The following is a 15,517-nucleotide window of genomic DNA, read 5'->3' on the forward strand; positions in this document are numbered from 1 at the left end:
TGAACTCGGTCTGAATGTGGGAGCGAGCCTGCTCGCGAAGCTTTCAGGGTCAGAAGTGGAACTTGACCAGGAAGCTCGTGGTGCTCTGATCGGTCTTGAAGTACTGGCTGTCCTTGATCCCGTACTTGTCCGACCAGTAGTCGTACTCCACACCGACATACAACTGCTTCTCGCCGAAATTCAGCGCCTTGCCCAGGTCGTATTTGACCTGCGGGTTGAAGTGCAGGTTGGCGTGGTAATCGCCTTTGGAGTTGGAATCGTTGTCGACTACCCAGTCCATGAAGCCGTCGATGAGAATGTTCGATTTACCCACCGGAATGGTGTAGGACCACACCGGGGTGATCTGCCAGACATTGTCACCGGCGCGTGCGCCCTGGGTGTGACGCTGATAGAAGTTCAGCTGGAAGTAGTCGAAGCCCGGGATCGCCAGGTCGAAGCCCGGACCGATCAGGTACGACTCGGTATCGCCTTCACCGAACTCGTAGGTCATGGCCAGCAACACGTCAGTCACCGGGCCGAAGGCCAGTTTCTGATCGAAGATCTTGCCGAACGACAGGCGCGGGCTGAGCTCGCCGTAGTAGGTGTTGGAGCCGACGCCGCCATCATCCTTGCCGTTGTAGAAGATCTTGTCGATGAACAGGAAGTTGTCCCCATACTTCCAGGCATCGGCGTGCTCGAAGGTCACGGTCTGCTGAATGCGCGGGTTGACCTGGAAGTCCTTGCCATACAGGTAGGTCAGGCTGTTGTTCTGCCACTGCAGCAGGCCTTCGGCCATCGCCTGGCCGCCGGCGAACATCGATCCGGCCAGCATCAGGCTGGTGCACATACGTTTCATTCGGTTGCTCCCAAAGTAGGTGTTCCACGTTATTTTTTTAAGTTCGGCGCTCTGATGTGGCGCCTTTTTTCGTACCGCAAATTTCATCCGATCGGTCAGCTTTGAATGCTGGTAGCAAAAGCTGCGCCAAGGCTTTCGAAAAACCAAAAAACGCCCGTTCGGCTGCTGAAAAACAGTCGACGAGCGTGTTTTCGGGATGCCTCAGGACTGACCGCAGCCGGGATAAGTTGGCTTTTCGGTCAGAAATTGAATTCAGGCTTTTTTTTAGAGCGAATTCGGAAGGCCGCGGAGAATACTGGCTCCTCGGTCGGCGCTCAAGTGCCCCGCAACAGAGCACCGACGACAGGCATGGCGCACGGTTGCGGGCCATCTCAGAAGTGCACCTTCAACAGCAGGCTGGCGGTGTTCTGGTTGGTATCGAACGAGTGGCTGTTTTCAATGCCGTATTTGTTCTTCCAATAGCTGTACTCGGTGCCGACGTACACCTGCTTCTGGCTCCAGCCCATGGCTTTGCCGAGGTCGTATTTGATCTGCGGATTGATGTGCAGGTTAGCGTGGTAGGTGCCGCGTGAGTTTTCGTCGTTGTCGACGACCCAGTCGAGGTAGCCGTCGATCAGCACATCGGAATTGCCCAGCGGGAAGCTGTAGGACCACGCGGGGGTGATCTGCCAGACACCATCGCCGGGCCGCGGGCCTTCGGTCTGGCGACGAAAAATGTTCAGGGTGACGTAATTGAAACCGGGCACTTTCAGATCGAAGCCGGGACCGATCAGGTAGGCCTCGCTTTCGCCTTCGCCATACTCGTAGGTCATCGCCAGCAGCACATCCTTGATCGGGCCGAACTCGATCTTGCGGTCGAGGATCTTGCCGAACGACAGGCGCGGGGTGAACTCGCCGTAGAAGGTGTGCGGACCTTTGTTCGGGTCCTCCTTGCCGTTGTAGAAGATCTTGTCGACGAACAGAAAGTTGTCACCGTACTTCCACTTGTCGGCGTGCTCGAAGGTGACCGTCTGCTGATAGGACGGGTTGATCGCGAAGTTCTTGCCGTACAGATAGCTGAGGCTGTTGCTCTGCCACAGCAGCAGATCGCCGGCCATGGCCTGACTCGCGGCCAGCAGGCCGCCACTCAACAGAACGTTGCTTTGCGTGCGGATCATCTGTTGCTCCCTGTTGTTTTTATTGTTTGAGGCACAAGCAGTTGCGTAGTCCTGTGGGAGCGAGCCTGCTCGCGAAGCGGTTGGGTCAGTCGCCATCAATGTTGAATGACACAGCGCTTTCGCGAGCAGGCTCGCTCCCACAGGTGGTGTGGTGGTTTCAATCAGTGCGCATGGCAATCATTGATCGCCGCACGCTCCTTGCCGCCGAGGATGTTGAACAGCAGGTTCAGCGTCAGCGCGCTGAGGGTGGCCATGGCGATGCCGCTGTGGGTGATCGGGCTCATCCACAGCGGCAGGTGGGCGAAGAATTCCGGACGTACCACCGGGATCAGGCCCATGCCGATGCTCACCGCGACCAGCAGCTGATTGCGGCGGTCACCGATGTCGGCCTCCTGGAGGATTTTGATGCCAGTGGCAGCGACCATTCCGAACATCGCAATCGCCGCACCGCCGAGCACCGCCGGTGGGATCGATGCCACCAGAAACGCCGCTTTCGGCAGCAGGCTCAATACGATCAGCAGACCGCCGGCAACGATGGTCACCGAACGGCAGCGCACGCCGGTCATCTGCACCAGGCCGATGTTCTGCGCGAACGAGGAGTGGGTGAAGGTGTTGAAGAAACCGGCGAAAAACGACGCGCCGGCATCGCACAGCAAGCCGCGACGGAGCATGCGCGGGCAGACTTCCTGGCCGGTGATCTTGCCCAGCGCGAGGAACATCCCGGTGGACTCGACGAAAATGATCACCACCACCAGGCACATCGACAGAATCGGTGCCAGCTCGAATTTCGGCATGCCGAAATGCAGTGGAGTGACGAACTGAACCCACGGTGCGCTGGCCATGCCACTGAGGTCGACCATGCCGATCACGCCGCACAGTACATAGCCCAGGCACATGCCGATCAGCACGGAAATGTTGACCCAGAATCCGCGCATGAAGCGGTGCACCAACAGGATGGTGGCCAGCACCAGCGCAGCGATGGCCAGATAAATCGGCGAACCGAATTGCGCGGCGTCGACCCCGCCACCGGCCCAGTTCACGGCCACGGGGAACAGCGATAAACCGATCGAGGTGATGACCGTGCCGGTCACCAGCGGCGGGAAGAAACGCACGACCTTGGACATGAACGGCGCGATCAGCATGCCGAAGAAACCGGCAGCTATCGTCGCACCAAAGATGCCTTGCAGACCGATGCCGGGCATGCCGGCCATGGCCACCATGCTGCCGACCGCAGCGAAACTGGCACCCATCATCACCGGCATGCGAATACCCATCGGGCCGATGCCGAGCGACTGCACGATAGTGGCGATGCCGGCGACGAGCAGGTCGGCGTTGATCAGGAAGGCGATTTCTTCACGACTCAGGCCAGCGGCCTGTCCAATGATCAGCGGCACCGCGATGGCACCGCCGTACATCAGCAGAACATGTTGCAGACCGACCAGGATCAGTTGCAAAAGGGGCAAACGCTGAATGGCGGGTGCGTCGGGGATGCGCGCTTTGGACAGCTCGGACATGCAACACCTCGGATCTTTTTTATTCTTGTGATTAACAGCTGCCGGGTTGCTGGCAGCTGTTTCTTTGCATCAGGGGAAACCGCGTTGCGGCGGCCATTCGCGAGCAGGCTCGCTCCCACAGGGGCTCAAGGTGTCCTTGTGGGAGCGAGCCTGCTCGCGAAGCTTTTTCGCTTAGTTGGTCTGCGCTCCCTGGGCAATCCAGGCACCGATCAGGTCACGTTCCTGCTGGGTCATCTGGGTGATGTTGCCCAGTGGCATGATCTGCGTGGTGATGGCTTGCGCCTGAATGCGCGCGGCGTTCTGGCGGATCTGCTCGGGGGTGTCGAACATCACACCGGCCGGGGCTGCGCTGAACAACGGGCTGGTCGGCTTGGACGAGTGGCACACCGTGCAACGCTCTTGAATCACGTTGTGCACTTTGTCGAAACCGGGGCCGGCATTCGAGGCTTGCGCGGGCGCCGCCGCAGGGGCAGCGGGTGCCGCAGGTTGCGCCGCTTCGGCCGGTTTCGCGCCACCACCCAGTGCCGTTTCCGGCAGCGGTTGGTACTCGATTTTCGCCGGTGCCTTGGCCACTTCAGGTGCAGTCGACATCGGCGCCGGGCCAGTGACATAGGCCAGGCAGATCATGCCCACCGCTGCCACCGGCAGGGTCCAGGCAAACTTGTGGCTGTCGTGACGGGTGTTGAAGTAGTGACGCACCAATACCGCCAACACCGCGATCCCGGCCAGGATCAACCAGTTGTACTGGCTGCCATAAGTGCTCGGGAAGTGGTTGCTGATCATGATGAACAGCACTGGCAGGGTGAAGTAGTTGTTGTGTCGCGAACGCAGCAGGCCCTTGGCCGGCAGGGCCGGATCAGGCGTGCGGTTCTCGGCGATCGCCGCGACCAGTGCCCGTTGCGCCGGCATGATGATGCGGAACACGTTGCCGACCATGATGGTGCCGATGATCGCGCCGACGTGCAGGTACGCACCACGACCGCTGAACACTTTGCTGAAGCCATAGGCGGCGGCAATGATCAGCACGAACAGGATGAAACCGAGCAGGGCAGGTTTCTTGCCCAGGGCCGAATCGCAGAGGAAGTCGTAGACGAACCAGCCGACGATCAGCGAGCCGATACCGATGGCCACGCCTTCAGGACCGCTGAGGCCGCTGCCGGGTGCGACGAGGTAGAGCACCGGATTGGAGTAGAACACCACGCACAGCAGCGCGATCCCCGACATCCAGGTGAAGTAGGCTTCCCACTTGAACCAGTGCAGGTTGTCCGGCATGGACGGTGGGGCCAGTTTGTATTTTTCCAGGTGGTAGATGCCGCCGCCGTGGATCGCCCACAAATCACCGGCCAGGCCGGTTTTCGGGTTGACGCGGTTGAGGTTGTTCTCCAGCCAGACGAAGTAGAACGACGCGCCGATCCAGGCCACGCCAGTGATCATGTGAACCCAGCGCACGCTCAGGTTCAGCCATTCCAACAGATGTGCTTCCACAGTCTTTACCTCTCGCCTGTCACTCTTGTTGTCGAGTGATCAGACCTTCTCTTATTGGTGGGGGGCGAGGATCAACCGCTCATCCTCTTTGAAAAAATGCTCATCGCAGTTATTGCCTGTGCCACTGCGATCAACCACCAGGAAGTCATCCCGCTTTTCGATCGTCAGCACCGGGTGGTGCCAGACGCCGCGATGGTAATTGATGCCCTGCCTGCCGTTGGTGACGAAGGCGCGGACCAAGCCTGATACAGGTTCATCGCCAACTGGCGCGACCACGATCAGAAAGGGGTTGCCGAGCAGCGGAATGAAAGCCTGGCTGCCCAGCGGATGGCGTTCCAGCATGCAAACGGTCAGCGGCATGTCCTGCGCGTCGGCGCGGAAAATGCTGATGATTGCGTTGTCCTCAGGCGTCGCGGTTTCGACCGTCGCCAGTTTGTGGAAGCGCATGGTCGAACCGTTGTTGATCATGAAGTGATCGCTGCCGTCGGTTTCGATCACGTCACCGAAAGGGGCGAAGGCTTCTTTGGTCAGCGGTTCAATCGTCAATGTGCGCATGCTGTTCTTCTTTTCCAAATTCTGTTTTGTTGGTTCTGACGCTTTCGCGAGCAGGCTCGCTCCCACCTTTGGAATGCTATCCCCTGTGGGAGCGAGCCTGCTCGCGAACGGGTTCAACCTTATTTAGCGACCTTGCCGAGTACACGCAGGCGACTCACGCCACCATCCGGGAACACGTTCAGGCGGATGTGGGTGATCGGGCCGAGTGCCTTGATCTGCTCGACGAAGGTATGTTCGGCGTGCATTTCCAGCTTCTGGCTTGGCAGCAGTTCGCGCCAGAACAGCGACTGGGTTTCGATCTGGCTGTCGGTGCCGCCTTTCACGAACGCGCCCTGGATCGAGCAGGTGTCCGGGTAGTTGCCTTTGAAGTGCAGGGTGTCGACAACGATTTTTTCGATCTCGCCCGGATGACCCAGCGCGACGATCACCCAGTCATTGCCCGGCGTGCGACGACGTGCAGTTTCCCAGCCGTCGCCCATGTTGATGCCACGGCCCGGGTTGAGGATGTTGCTCATGCGGCCGAAGTGTTCGTCGGAGCAGGCGAGGGCGCGGCCACCGTTGAGGGCTGCTGCCAGGTCCACTTGCTCGTTGTCGCCCACAGCGGACCAGTCGCGGAACGGAATGCCGTACACACGCAGACGGGCAACACCGCCGTCCGGGTAGATGTTGAAGCGCAGGTGGCTGAACGCTTTGTCGTTGCTGATTTCGTGGTAGTGGTGGCTGTTGCCCTGCAACTCGACGGCCGACAGCACTTCGGTCCACTGGGTGTTTTCATCCGGCTCGCCCGAGGCCAGGAAGCACGCTTCCAGCGAGGCCGATGGCGGGTAGTTGCCGGTGAAGAATGAAGTGTCGATGTCCACGCCTTTGATCGAGCCCGGTACGCCCAGACGGATCACCGCGCTGTCGAAACCTTCGAAGCGCTTGCGGCGCGACTCCCAGCCGTCCATCCACTTGCCGTTGTCATCGAACACGCCCTCCTTCCATACGGCCGGGGTCGGTTGGAACAGACGATTGGCGTCTGCGAACCAGTCATCGGTGACCGAAATGATCTTGGTGCCCAGACGGGCGTCGGCCAGGTTGACGTATTTTTCGAAAGGTACGGCGTAAGCTTTCATTCTTCTTGTCTGCCTTTGATAAGTTGGCTGGGGATGCTCGCAGGGCCCTGGGCGTTTGCGCGTTCATTCACGCTCGGGCCAGGCTTGCTAAAGAGTCAGTAAACGGAACAGGGCGATCTTGTTGATCTCCGCCAGCGCGCATTTGAACTCGGCTTCCACCGAATTGTTGATGCGCGTTTCGAACGCCGCGAGGATCTGATGCCGGTTGCTGCCTTTTACCGCCATGATGAAGGGAAACTTGAACTTGGCTTTGTAGGCCTCGTTCAGCTCGGTGAAGCGCTGGAACTCTTCTGCCGTGCATTGGTGAATCCCCGCGCCCGACTGTTCTTCAGTACTGGCCGCGGTAAGCTGGCCCTGGACGGCAGCTTTGCCGGCCAGGTCCGGGTGAGCGTTGATCAGGGCCAACTGGCTGGCATGATCGGCGCTCAACAGGATATCGCTCATGCGCTGGTGCAGGGTTTCGATCTCGTCGATCGAAGCGTCCGCACCGAGGTCGTAGGCCTTTTCGGCCACCCATGGCGAATGTTCGTAGATGTCGGCGAAGGCTTTGACGAAAGCGTCGCGGCTCAGGGTCGACGGTTGCAGGGTTTGAAAGCGGCTCATTTTGCAGTCCCTTGGTACGGGTGGGTTTCTTGCCAGTGACGCGCGATGTCGACGCGACGGCTGAACCACACCTGTTCATGACTTTTGGCGTATTCGATAAAGCGCTTGAGCGAAGCGAGGCGACCAGGACGGCCGATCAGGCGGCAGTGCAGACCGATCGAAAGCATTTTCGGCGCCTCAGCACCTTCGGCGTAGAGCACGTCGAAGGCGTCCTTGAGGTATTCGAAGAAATCGTCACCCTTGTTGAAACCCTGCACTTGCGTGAAGCGCATGTCGTTGGTGTCGAGGGTGTAGGGGATCACCAGATGCGGCTTGCCGGTGGGGTTGTTCGGTTCCCAGTAGGGCAGGTCGTCGTCGTAGGTGTCGCAGTCGTAGAGGAAACCGCCTTCTTCCATGACCAGGCGACGGGTGTTCGGCCCGGTACGGCCGGTGTACCAGCCCAGCGGACGTTCGCCGGTCAGTTCGGTGAGGATGCGGATCGCTTCGAGCATGTGCTCGCGTTCCTGAGCTTCGTCCATGTACTGGTAGTCGATCCAGCGGTAGCCATGGCTGCAGATCTCGTGGCCGGCTTCGACCATCGCACGGATCACATCCGGGTGACGCTGGGCGGCCATGGCCACGGCGAAGATGGTCAGCGGAATATCGAATTCCTTGAACAGCTTCAAAATGCGCCAGACGCCGGCGCGGCTGCCATACTCGTAAAGCGATTCCATGCTCATGTTGCGCGCGCCCTGCAGCGGCTGAGCGGCGACCATTTCAGACAGGAAGGCTTCGGATTCCTTGTCGCCGTGCAGGATGTTGCGTTCGCCGCCTTCTTCGTAATTGAGCACGAAGGACAGGGCGATCCGGGCATTACCCGGCCAGTGTGGGTGAGGAGGGTTACTGCCGTAACCGATCAGGTCGCGTGGGTAGTCAGCGCTCACTGCAGTCTTCCTTCTTGTACGTTGACAGATTGGTGTGGCGGCCTGGCAGGCTGGCGTCACAGCGATGGGCTGATTGTATACAACTTTATTTACATTTTGTAAGCCTGAATTTTCGCATTTTTCACCGGCTGTCATCTTTTGCTGCTAACGGTTCAAGCCTGCAAGAAACCTGCCTGACCAGTCAGCTAATGAATAGAAGGTTCAATGATCAGGCGCTTTGCTGGTTGATCGGCGATAAACGCCCGGATGGCGGGGGTGAGGCGAAAAATGTCGTTTTTATTGTGTACAATTTTTTTCAAAAGTGTCTTAATCAGTCACTCGCCGCGGCGTTTCGTGCTCCGAAACGGTGCGGTCTCCTTTTCAACTGACTTCGGGAGGCGCGAAGTCTGACCGCTTGTTGCGGCCAGGCGCGCAGAATCAATGGGACGTTTGACAACACACGTTTTGGACGCTGCACACGGTTGCCCGGGCAGCTCGATCAAGGTCGAGCTGTACCGCGTTGAAGGCTCGCAGCTGGAATTGGTCGCCAGTGCGACAACCAACAGCGATGGCCGGGTCGATGCGCCGTTGCTGCAGGGCGATGATTACCGCAGCGGGGTTTATCAGGTGCAGTTCCATGCCGGCGATTACTACCGCGCCCGTGGCGTGCAACTGCCCGAGCCGGCCTTCCTGGACGTGGTGGTGCTGCGCTTCGGCATCAGCGCCGAGCAGGAGCACTATCACGTGCCCCTGCTGATTTCGCCTTACAGCTATTCCACCTATCGGGGCAGCTGACCCCCAAGCAGCTGCCCCCACCGGGAAGCGACTGCGCATATAGCTTCTTTGGTCTTTCGCCCGCTCACACTGCGGGCTTTTTTTATGCGTTTTTTTACCTACCGATCAATTGTGAACGCAGAGTCTGCGATCACGACGCTCGGGGGTGACCTTTAGCGCTCGCGAACGATGAACACCGAGTCGGGAACGCCGTCGACCTTCAGCACACCGCCGAGCAGCCAGGTCAGTTTTTTTTGTGCCGCGGCTTCGGTCAGGGCCTCAAAGGCTTCGGGGCCAACTCTGGCGGGAAGACCGGGCTGCGTCAATTCATCGGCCGGCGTAGGGGAAAGGTCTGAATGATCGACGGCGCCCTTCAGCAAGAACACCCGGTCATTTTGAGCACCCTTGAATACCAGCGTCGGCGCGCCGCGTTCATGCGGCACTGGATAGATGTCATACCCGCTGCGCCTCAGCAGCGCGCTGAGCAGGCGCTGCAGGTTCAGCTCTGTCGGGTCGGTCGTGTAGTGATGCCATTCAACCGGCGATCCCTGCGGATCGAACGTCAGCCGCAGCAACTCGGCGTCAGTCTGCGAGGGCAATCGAATCAGTCGTTTTCCAGCGCGCTCGGTATAAGGTGCCACCGCCAGCATGCTCACCGGGTCGGCGAACTCTGTGGCGTTGGCAAACGCAGGGTACTTCCATTGATTCAGAATGGTGTGAATGTTGACCAGCCCGGTACCAGTGATGGTTGAAGAATTGTCAGCAGTTTCGTACATCCTTATTGCCACCGCTCGCGCGGTGAGGTCGGACAAGCCGGGAAACATTTGCCTGACGGTTGCCCATAAGGGCTGTTGGAAAAGAAGGTCACCGGGATGAACTTCTCCCGGGTTGACGCCAAATCGATACGCCGCCACCGGTTGCAGGTGGGGCGCGGTTTGCAGCATGTTTTCGAAGGAGTTGAAGTCGGTTGGCATGAACTCGGGGTTAAGAACGAAAAAGATTTGCGGTGCCTTATTGGAGCCTACTGGCACAATGGGATAGTGCAGATGGCCCATTTGCACCGATGCCACTGGTGGGGTGTTCAACAGACCCCAGCGAATCCATGCAAGCTTAGCCTCTTCGTCCTGTGTGCCAGACGACGCTTGGGTTGGCTCTTCAACTCTTGCCCGCTTGCTTGGGCCGGCTATTGCTTCGGTGGGCTCAGCGCTGGCGGGATGGCCGGCATTCGCGGTCTCGGTCGATGCAGTGTGCAAGGTTTTCCGTCGCCAGAAGACCGTTCCGTAAATCTGTTCAAAAAATATCTCCGGCGCCTCACTCGTTGATGCAAATGCTTGCTGATATTCGCCGTTTTGGTTTTTGCGAACCATGACCGTGCCGTCAACCGTAGTGACGAAAGTCTGCTTGAGCTTGTTGTACCGCACTCCATTGGTGTCCATCTCAGCCGCAGTCAGTCTTTTTGCATCTTCGATGGAAATGTACGTCGGGGTTTGCGCCGCAGCGGATGTCTCACCCTGTTCGGGCGATGTTTGCCAGCCCGGACGCTGAATGCGCCAACTCGCCTGGCCGTCGATCTTCGCCAGCAGGGGGCCGGGAACGCCTGGCGCAAAAGTCAACGGCACGTAATATCGGCCTTGCTGATTCCGCTCGACAACAAAAAGGCCCTCGTCTGCGATTTGCGCATAAATGCGTTGATCAGGCCCGGTAAACAAGCCCGTGTTTTCCCCAAAAGGAGTCAACTCGTCGCGGCGACTCTGGGGCCAGGCGATCGCCCGGTTAGCGGCGTCAGGGGACGTGACAGCTCTGTCAGGCATCGGGGTCACAACCACAGCCGCCTGGCGAGTCTCCGGACCTTGTGTGGTTTGCGTGACTTGCGCAACCGTGGAGCCGGGGCGAGACACAAAAGCATCAACCGTTGCCGTTATGGCGCGGCTGGAGGTTGTCTCTACGGTTCGTGTGGTTGTGGTTGTGGATGTCGTTGTCGTTGTGGTTGCAGATATATCGGTTATTGGGGGTGTTGCGAATTTCTTGGGCGGTTTGGCCATTGGAAAAACTCGTGTAAATGAAGGCGTGAAGCGCCAGGAGGCGCCCCAATGCCAAGTGAGCACAGGCGTTCACAGGCGGAGAGACCCGGCTGCGAAAACCTCGGAGTAATCGATGACGTCGGCCTGATGCCGATTCAGGCCGCAGTCATCGACGGTTGTGGTTTGAAGAGATCGGGGCGCAAATGGACGCACTGGTGCAGAACCCACAGTTCTGATGACTCGATGCGCGACCTGTCCTTGCTCAGCACCCACCCGTACGCAGGGAATTTGTAATTCACTGCCTGCCCGTCGGCGGCCGCGACGATATGTCGGCCGCGCAGCTCCTCGTTTGCCAGGGCGAGCAGTGCTTCGGGCAATACTCTGGATGCGTCGGGCTCGGTAAAAAAACGGCCGTCAAGTCCATCCAGGTAGACCCGGTCGAAAGACAGGTCGACGGTATGCACAACCCCGTACTCGGTAATCACCTGAATCTGGTCGATCAGGTCTTCACTTCCATAAACGGGCAAGTGGATAACGCAGGTACCGATACGCAACTGGTTATTTTCCAGGGTGATATCGACCTTGCCGAGTTTCGTCGCGTCCAGCTCCCAGGTGGATGAACGAGGCAGTCGGATTTCAGCCGTGGCCAGAGCGCCGGGTGTCGAGAGCCTGATTATCATGTCGGCCGCCAGATGCATGAGATAGGTCGCGCCGTGGCCCTCGAAACATTCCATCGCAGTCTGGCCAGAGTAGGAGAACAGCTGCGCACATTCGGAGTGCGCGCTCATGTTGTGAGCTTCGTTTTCCGGCAGGTCGTAGAAGTAGTCGCCTTTGCGCATCGTCAATGGCAGCGGAGCTTCCTGAACCCATTTTGTGAAAGCATGGTGTTGGTAGGTCTGGCCCTCTGGTATCACATGGCTCTGCGACGAAAGAGTCGCATTGGCAGCGACCCCGTCGCTGAAGACAAGCAGATATCGCTGATTCGGGGTGCAAGCCATGGTGCGCAGGATTTTTTCCATGTTCATGGGGTCGCTACCGCCCCTGGCGAAGGAAAAATTGGCCAGGCCCAAGGTTTTTGCACCGAAGTGATAAACCAGATTACATCCGGCCACCAGATCGTTTTTGGCATCCGACTGGCGTGCTGAATAATGCTCTTCGACTTTCGTCAGTTCATTGCTGGCATAGTCAAGATAAAGTCTGGTCACTGCGTCATCGCGTTTCACCGAATAGAAATCGATGCTCTTCGCGGAGCGAGGAATGTAGTAACTGTGATCATTCTGATCATTGATCAGATAATGCGAGTCAAAAAGAATGGTTGCTTTTGGCGGGTTCCCATGTTTGATGACCGTTATCTCGATATCGACGAGGTCATCGCTTTCAATTTGTTCGGGAAGTATTGGCTGGAGATAGAAAGCATCACGGGTGATGAACGTCAGCAATTTGTTCTTCAGCTGATATTGGGCGAGCTCTTGTTTGTATACGCCGTCAATGGTGACGATGTTTTGCGGGGTATCGAAGAAGTCGAATTTTGAGGTAATGACCAGCGAGCCCTTGTCGATACTCCAGCTTTCGATCAAATCCTTGTTCCAGTTCAACATAATGAAAGACTGATCATTGCCATCTTCATCAATAGAGAAACGACCGCTTTGATGCTCAATGAAATACTCGTCGATACCCGCTTCTCCCGAAGCAGTTGCACCGCGGTGCAGCAGGTAAATCTGGTCGTCGCCTGCACCGGCCTTGATTGTGTCGTAACCGCGTGACTTGATGACGTTACGGTCGTCGGTGCCTGTGACAATGCTGGCGGCAGAGTCCACGGTCTCAACGTTCTCGATACTTTCGATCAAACTGTGAAAAGAGTATCTGACGCCGTCTTCAGCGCTGATATCCGGCTGCATTGTATGCAGCGTACCTGCGGGCAAGTCGACGTCGAAGCCGATGTCGGGTCTGCGCGGATTATGCAGGATGCCGCCGAGCGCCAGCGTGTCGTTACCTGCTCCACCCCTGAGCGTGGAATGCTCGGCTACGTCTGCTGGCTGGCGGAGCAGATCCGCAGCTCCCTCGAAGACGAAGCGGTCATCGCTGGTGCCTCCCGTCAGTTCCTTTCTTCCGGACCTGTAATGGAAACTGTTGGGTTTGTTTTCGACCCCACGAATCGAGTCGCGCCCGTCGCCTATAAGCCACAGAACACCCTTGTTCTGCGCCGTAATACCGAGCTCGGCGCCGGGAGTGTCAGAATTGACGCCGGCGCGGGCGTCAATCGAGTCATCGCCGCCCTTGATCACCGGGACATTGATCCATTCCCAGGCATCCTGTTTGGTCCACCAGTTACGCTTCCACACCCGTGTTGGCTTGAGCTGAACGTCAACCGTGCCGTTGACAATGGCTTCGATACTGTCCTTGAGCGCGCCATCGAGCAATTTCCTGGCGGTTTCCTTTGCCTGCCGAGTGTGCTGGATCATGGCTGTCGCCCGAGAGTAGCGATCCTGAATATCCTCGTCGAGATCCATCATGCAGAACGAAAACCAGCCCGAGCGCCAGCGCTCATCGACACTCAGCTCGATGTAGTCATCAATCTCGTCAACGATTCTCACGGCCCCGTAGATTTGTGAACCGATCGCCAGAATGGCGCCGGCTGCGAGTCCGGCAGGGCCCGCGAAGGCGAATCCGGCCATCGCCGCCGCGCCCAGAATGATCGTCATGGCTGCACTCGCAACGCTGAGACCGGCGCTCACATAGTGATCCATGGCCTCCTTGCCGGTTGCGCTTTCGGCGGCGTTCAACGATCTGACTGCGGTGAAGATGTCGAAGGGCAAGGTAAACGCGCCGCCAATCAGGCCTCCGGAGCGCCCGAGCCTGACGGCAAATCGGGTTTTGGCAAAGTCGCGGTAGGCGTTCTGGCCTGCATTGAGCATTTGAGTAGCGATACGGTTAACCGCCACATCACTTGCAATGGAGGCGCCCTCCGAAGCAATACCGACACTGTTTATCGCCACCTCGGTTTTATTGTCGGCCTTGATGGCATCAACGATCCCGCGCAGGCCCATGAAGATGCCAAATCCCTGAATACCCACACTTGAGCCGAGTGTGGTGTAACTCTTGATCGCTGCTACCCAGCGCGGGTGGTGTTTTGGCAATCGTGCGTGACGCAGGTCGAGTTTTTGCGCCGAGTTCAAAAGCTTTGCCAGTTTTGTTCGGTATGGAAATTGATCCGTGTCGCTCGGCGCGGGATCGCGAATGAGAGGCGGGGCGGTCAACGGTCGCCGGCTGGCCATTTCGAACAGCAGCGTGGACAGTAAATAACTGTCCCGCCCCGTATAGGAAGTTATATAGCGCTCTATATTCGGAGCGCTGAACTGCAAAGTATTGATGAACGAGTGGCGCGGACGCCGAAAGAACGTATTTTTACCGTTTAGCGGTTGGCCATCGAAGGTCGCCCCGAGCGCGTTCAGCGACACTCGTGTTATTGAAACTTCACCCAGTTGCAAAGGCCCGAACAGATCGTCTACAAGTTTCAGTTGAGTTGCTGCAGTGGCCGAAATGTCGATGGTCGAATCCGTGTGGGCATTGGTTGCGAAAACCATGTCAGTGATCACGGCTCGGTCGCCGCGGGGATTATTGTTCGGCTCTGGTACGGAAGTGAGGATGATTGATTTTTTAATAAGACTGGCCATTTGAACATCCTTGTTCTGGCGTGAAATCATTTAAGCAGATGCGGATCTTACGGCGAAGTTTGATGGGCTGTATATCGCAGGGTTGTTGCGGTGTATTGCGTGTCGTTGATCAACTTGTCTGAAAGTTGCTGGAGCATAAAAGCCAGCCTTTTTCGAATCCATTCGATCGGGATGGCTTGATATGGAGATCGCAGTACCGATCAGTGACTGCTCAGTAGAGAAGCCGCGCCGGCCCCGCCGAACAGACCTGCACTGATGCGGTTGAACCAGCTCTGGCCCTTGCCGCTACGCAGATAGCGGGCGGCACCGTGCGCGCCCAGACCGTAAGCCAGTTTGCAGCACAGATCGAGCGCCACCCAGGTCACGATCATGATCAGCAGTTGCGGCAAAAACGGCTGGTTGGCGCCGAGGAACTGCGGCAGAAACGCGGCGAAGAACAGGATGTCCTTCGGATTGCTTGCACCCAATACGAAGGCGCGCCCGAACAGCGTACGGAAGCGCGGTACCGGGGCAGCTTGCGGCACTTCGGCGCCCACCGACGGCTGGCGCGATTGCTGCCAGCTCTGCCAGGCGAGATAGAACAGGTACAGCGCGCCGACGATTTTCAGTGCGCTGAACAACTGTTCAGAGGCCAGCAGTAACGCGCCAAGCCCCAGTGCCGAAGCGCTGAGCAGGCAGATCGAGGCGATCACACCGCCCAGGAAAGCGGGGTACGAGCGGCGCAAACCGTAATTAAGACTGTTGCTGATCATCAGCAACGACAGTGGCCCCGGGATCAGGATCACCACCAGTGCGGCGCCACTGAACAGCAGCCAGGTTTCCAGACTCATCGCTTTGCTCCTTTGTTGTTATCGAGATGCACAAAAGCCCCACCCGCAAGGG

At 58.1% G+C, this 15,517-nt stretch carries 12 protein-coding genes; 1 reads left to right on the forward strand and 11 read right to left on the reverse strand.

Features of this window, described 5'->3' with window-relative positions; genetic code table 11:
* Nucleotides 1–49: 49 nt before the first annotated feature.
* From PS14A_RS07600 to puuE, 8 genes are all read right to left on the reverse strand, one after another.
* On the reverse strand, nucleotides 50–835 hold the full coding sequence (locus PS14A_RS07600) for an outer membrane protein OmpK (RefSeq protein ID WP_056784020.1): 786 nt from the start codon (nucleotides 833–835) through the stop codon (nucleotides 50–52).
* A 371-nt stretch (nucleotides 836–1,206) separates the two neighbouring features.
* Nucleotides 1,207–1,992, reverse strand: a complete 786-nt coding sequence (locus PS14A_RS07605) for an outer membrane protein OmpK (protein ID WP_039763797.1) — start codon at nucleotides 1,990–1,992, stop codon at nucleotides 1,207–1,209.
* Between the two features lie 161 nt (nucleotides 1,993–2,153).
* Nucleotides 2,154–3,506: a nucleobase:cation symporter-2 family protein gene (locus tag PS14A_RS07610; protein WP_137216195.1), complete on the reverse strand. Its 1,353-nt coding sequence runs from the start codon at nucleotides 3,504–3,506 to the stop codon at nucleotides 2,154–2,156.
* Between the two features lie 171 nt (nucleotides 3,507–3,677).
* Nucleotides 3,678–4,991, reverse strand: a complete 1,314-nt coding sequence (locus PS14A_RS07615) for a urate hydroxylase PuuD (RefSeq protein ID WP_212615652.1) — start codon at nucleotides 4,989–4,991, stop codon at nucleotides 3,678–3,680.
* A gap of 51 nt (nucleotides 4,992–5,042) precedes the next feature.
* Complete coding sequence (locus PS14A_RS07620) at nucleotides 5,043–5,546, reverse strand: ureidoglycolate lyase (protein WP_016773758.1); 504 nt, start codon at nucleotides 5,544–5,546, stop codon at nucleotides 5,043–5,045.
* A 119-nt stretch (nucleotides 5,547–5,665) separates the two neighbouring features.
* Nucleotides 5,666–6,661 (reverse strand): allantoicase, encoded by a 996-nt coding sequence (gene alc / locus PS14A_RS07625; protein ID WP_016773759.1) that lies wholly within the window; start codon nucleotides 6,659–6,661, stop codon nucleotides 5,666–5,668.
* Nucleotides 6,662–6,748: 87 nt separating this feature from the next.
* Complete coding sequence (gene uraD, locus PS14A_RS07630; protein ID WP_212615653.1) at nucleotides 6,749–7,264, reverse strand: 2-oxo-4-hydroxy-4-carboxy-5-ureidoimidazoline decarboxylase; 516 nt, start codon at nucleotides 7,262–7,264, stop codon at nucleotides 6,749–6,751.
* Nucleotides 7,261–8,187, reverse strand: coding sequence for an allantoinase PuuE (gene puuE, locus PS14A_RS07635; protein WP_024012213.1), 927 nt, complete (start codon nucleotides 8,185–8,187; stop codon nucleotides 7,261–7,263). The genes uraD and puuE overlap by 4 nt, the downstream gene beginning before the upstream one ends.
* A gap of 420 nt (nucleotides 8,188–8,607) precedes the next feature.
* Between puuE and uraH the strand changes: the two genes are divergently transcribed.
* Nucleotides 8,608–8,961 carry a hydroxyisourate hydrolase gene (uraH, locus tag PS14A_RS07640; protein ID WP_137216198.1) on the forward strand — a complete coding sequence of 118 codons (354 nt, stop codon included), beginning with the start codon at nucleotides 8,608–8,610 and terminating at the stop codon, nucleotides 8,959–8,961.
* A 152-nt stretch (nucleotides 8,962–9,113) separates the two neighbouring features.
* Here uraH and PS14A_RS07645 read toward each other — a convergent pair whose 3' ends face one another.
* The 3 genes from PS14A_RS07645 to PS14A_RS07655 form a co-directional block, all read right to left on the reverse strand.
* Nucleotides 9,114–10,982 (reverse strand): hypothetical protein, encoded by a 1,869-nt coding sequence (locus PS14A_RS07645; RefSeq protein WP_212615654.1) that lies wholly within the window; start codon nucleotides 10,980–10,982, stop codon nucleotides 9,114–9,116.
* A 134-nt stretch (nucleotides 10,983–11,116) separates the two neighbouring features.
* A complete protein-coding gene (locus PS14A_RS07650; protein ID WP_212615655.1) occupies nucleotides 11,117–14,635 on the reverse strand; it encodes a calcium-binding protein in 3,519 nt (1,172 codons plus the stop codon).
* 200 nt (nucleotides 14,636–14,835) lie between these two features.
* Nucleotides 14,836–15,465, reverse strand: coding sequence for a LysE family translocator (locus PS14A_RS07655; RefSeq protein ID WP_212615656.1), 630 nt, complete (start codon nucleotides 15,463–15,465; stop codon nucleotides 14,836–14,838).
* Between the last annotated feature and the right edge of the window lie 52 nt (nucleotides 15,466–15,517).

Source organism: Pseudomonas sp. 14A, from assembly GCF_018132745.1.
GTDB classification, from domain to species: Bacteria; Pseudomonadota; Gammaproteobacteria; order Pseudomonadales; family Pseudomonadaceae; genus Aquipseudomonas; species Aquipseudomonas mercuritolerans.